This is a genomic window from Halobacillus sp. BBL2006 (assembly GCF_000786645.1).
In the GTDB taxonomy this organism is placed as follows: Bacteria; Bacillota; Bacilli; order Bacillales; family Halobacillaceae; genus Halobacillus.
In genome coordinates, this window is record NZ_JRNX01000556.1 from 1 (window position 1) to 3,441 (window position 3,441).

The 3,441-nt window shown below is 42.3% G+C and carries 3 protein-coding genes; 1 reads left to right on the forward strand and 2 read right to left on the reverse strand.

What is annotated here, in order from left to right; all coding sequences use genetic code 11:
• Window positions 1-488: 488 nt before the first annotated feature.
• Together LD39_RS15795 and LD39_RS15800 are read right to left on the reverse strand one after the other, a co-directional pair.
• Window positions 489-938, reverse strand: coding sequence for a hypothetical protein (locus tag LD39_RS15795; RefSeq protein WP_035549470.1), 450 nt, complete (start codon window positions 936-938; stop codon window positions 489-491).
• Window positions 939-1,010: 72 nt separating this feature from the next.
• A complete protein-coding gene (locus tag LD39_RS15800; protein WP_035549473.1) occupies window positions 1,011-1,721 on the reverse strand; it encodes a GntR family transcriptional regulator in 711 nt (236 codons plus the stop codon).
• Window positions 1,722-1,871: 150 nt separating this feature from the next.
• Between LD39_RS15800 and LD39_RS15805 the strand changes: the two genes are divergently transcribed.
• Entirely contained in the window at window positions 1,872-3,224 is a 1,353-nt protein-coding gene (locus tag LD39_RS15805; RefSeq protein WP_035549477.1) for a 6-phospho-alpha-glucosidase, read from the forward strand.
• Window positions 3,225-3,441 lie beyond the last annotated feature (217 nt).

A 3,441-nucleotide genomic window follows, 5' to 3' on the forward strand; every position in this document is an offset into this window, starting at 1 on the left:
TTTCCTGTGGGGGAACCGGCGAGCTTCCTCGGGCTGCGCCCTGTGGGATCTCCCCTACTTCCTTCTCCCACGGGAGTCTCCCCCTTCCCCAACGACCCTTGCCAAATGATGACCTCGTAATCATACGTGTACGAATCTAAACGATAGATGATGGAAATCCAGTTATAACACTGAATTAAAATCCATTCTACACTCCACAGTCTCCTTACTCAGGATAGAATTTTTAGAGACTTACAAATATATGGTGGCTGGGAAAACGGCGAGACTCCTGCGGGATGAGAATGACAGGTGAGACCCCGGAAGGCGCAGCCTGAGGAGGCTCAGCGCATGCCCGCGGAAAGGGAGTCGTTTTCACCGCCACCATCATCACTCACAAAAGTCTCGAAACTGAGTCTTCTTAAATAGGGAGCTTTTATGGATTAAACACAAGTTTTGACTGAGCCAAATGAAAAAGGTGATTTCCCAATGGATAGGAAATCACCTTTTTTCTATTGCTTTTCTGTACATAAAGCGTTCAATATGACTTCTTTTAGCTGTGGGGTAAGTTTTCTTAAGTCCTCTACACTATAAATACCCGTAAAATATTGAATCACGAGTCCATCGACGAAAGAGACAAGAAAAGACCCGCCCCAAGGTGTGTGTATCATCGGATATATTTCCTCTTCATCCAATTGCTGAAGTTTTTCCTGCAAGTGGTCGACCATTTCGTTGAAAGCCCCGCTGAAGGTCGTTTCATAGATTTCCCCTTGTGTATATCTGCTCATGACAGCTTTGATCAAGTCGATATTTTGATCATTGTAGTCCCATGAGTCATATAAAAATTGCTCAATAAAGTCTTCAACATTCCTGCTCGAATTACCCTTCACAGCCTTAACATAATCATCCTCTAACTGCTTAAGAATGGTATCCATTTCTTCATGTGAAATACGATGTTCCATCTCCTCACCCCTTCTATTATTGTGTGGGTACGATTCCCAAAGGTAGAAGAGGATACACATCTTATTAAAAATCTAAGGTCTTGATGCTTTCAAAGTAAATTTGTATTCATCACTCTTGAAATGATTTTCGCTGTACTCAAAAATTGTTCCATCCACGAACACACTGTGAGACTCCATTTTGAGAATTGGTAAGGATTCATCCACGTTTAAAGCCTCCGCAATCTCTCTGCTGGGAAGAACAGGAATAACTTCCTGAAAGCTGTCTTTTATTTTCATCCCTACTTCTTTCTCAATGTAATCATATTTGGAACCACTCATGATGCTGTAAGACAAATTTGGGAAGAGGGCAACAGGCAAATACGTGTCTTCCAAAACATAAGGTACCCCATCGACAAGACGCTGTCTGCGGACATAAAACACTTTTTCATCCGGAGCTAATTTTAACCGTCTCCTAACATAATCAGGAGGTGCAATAAGTCTGAAGTCAAGAATATGATTGACCGGCTCTTTGTTCAACTTTCTCATTTCTTCTGTAAAACTAAGTAATTCAAAGATATTGTGTTCAATTTTCTGTTCTTTCACATAAGTTCCGCTTCCCTGTATTTTCTCAAGCAATCCGTCTTCTACCAGTACCTTGATCGCCTGGCGGATGGTCACACGGGAAGCATTGTATTGTTCAGAGAGGTGGTTTTCTGTTGGAATCGCCTCTCCCTCCATCCAATTTCCTTCTTCAATTTCATCTTTAATTTGTTGAGCAATCCTTCGATACAAAGGTGCTGCCATAGGTATTCCTCCTGTTTGATCAATATCTCTATTATAACGAATTTTTTTATTTTTTTCGATATGTATGTTGACGCTTTCACATATATGTATTATATTCATATTAATAATTAATTAATACAAATATAATACCTTTAATGGAGGTCAAATACTATGAAAAGACAAAACCTTGTAGTTGTTGGCGGCGGTAGCACGTACACAATCGGAATGATCATGAGCTTGGTAGCAGAAAAGGAACAGTTCCCTTTGAAATCGATTACGTTTTACGATACGAACGCTGAAAGACAAGAAAAGGTTGCAAAGGCAACAGAAATTATCTTACGTGAAAAATACCCTGAGTTGGACTCTTTCCACTATACAACGGACAAAGAAGAAGCTTTATCCAATGCAGATTTCGTTTTTGTGCAAATCCGTACTGGCGGACTGGCCATGCGTGAGCAGGACGAACAGATTCCACTTCGTTACGAAGCAGTCGGACAAGAAACATGCGGACCAGGCGGGATGGCGTATGGCTTACGGTCGATCGGAGACATGATTGAACTAGTGAACGATATTCGAACGTATTCTCCGGATGCCTGGATCTTGAACTATACCAACCCAGCAGCCATTGTTGCTGAAGCGCTTCGACGCGAATTCCCTGACGATAAGAAGCTATTGAACATTTGTGATATGCCAGCAGCTATTATGGTGAGCTATGCTGGGATCCTTGGCAAAGATGTATTCGATCTTGTCCCAGAGTATTTTGGTCTCAACCACTTTGGCTGGTTCACGAAAATTCTTGATAAAGATGGGAACGATCATACAAATACAATCAAGCGCGCCATTACAAAAGATGGATTTATCCCTGAGGATGCCGAAATTGCTAATGACCCATCTTGGATCCATACGTTCAAACAAGTAGAACGAATGGTGACAGACTTCCCAGAATACTTGCCGAACACGTATCTTCAGTATTATCTCTATCCTTCTCAAATGGTGGAAAAAGAAGACCCATCTAATACAAGAGCGCGCCAGGTCATTAACGGACGTGAAAAACGGGTTCATACGCTAGCTGACCAAATTATTGAAGACGGTACAACTGAAAATGTTGAACTTGAAGTGGATATCCACGGCAGATACATGATTCGAGTCGCCGCTTCCATGGCCTATAACAATGGTGATATCTTCATCGTTATGGTCGAAAACAACGGAACGATCGCAAACCTACCGGACGACGTTATGGTCGAGGTTCCTGCAATGATCACCAACAGAGGCCCTAAACCATTTGCTGTTGGTCACATTTCTACCTTCTATAAAGGATTGATTGAAGGACAGCTGGCATACGAAAAACTTGTCGTCGATGCTTTCTATGAGAATAGCTATGATAAAGCTTTACAAGCACTCACTCTAAACCGCACTGTCGTAGACGCTCCTCGTGCCCGTCAGATATTAGATGACATGATTGAAGCAAATAAGGGTTACTGGCCAGCTCTTCATGCAAGCAAGCAAGTCGTTACTAATCATTAAAATGGCCACCCGGGCTTTTGTAGTCCGGGTCTCCTCTATATCAATCACGAAAGCGTTTCCTTAAAAGGAGGATAAGATGTGAAGAAATATTTTGGTAGCTTACAAAAGTTCGGAAAATCGTTGATGGTTCCTGTCGCCCTACTTCCAGCGGCCGGGATATTACTTGGTTTTGGCGCTGCCCTCACTGGGCCTCTCGCTGATTCCCTTACTTTTTTAC

Bases quoted from the DNA above. Each gene is read 5' to 3' on its own strand.
- LD39_RS15795 (WP_035549470.1), bottom strand. From the start codon at position 938: ATGGAACATCGTATTTCACATGAAGAAATGGATACCATTCTTAAGCAG.
- LD39_RS15805 (WP_035549477.1), top strand. From the start codon at position 1,872: ATGAAAAGACAAAACCTTGTAGTTGTTGGCGGCGGTAGCACGTACACA.
- LD39_RS15800 (WP_035549473.1), bottom strand. From the start codon at position 1,721: ATGGCAGCACCTTTGTATCGAAGGATTGCTCAACAAATTAAAGATGAA.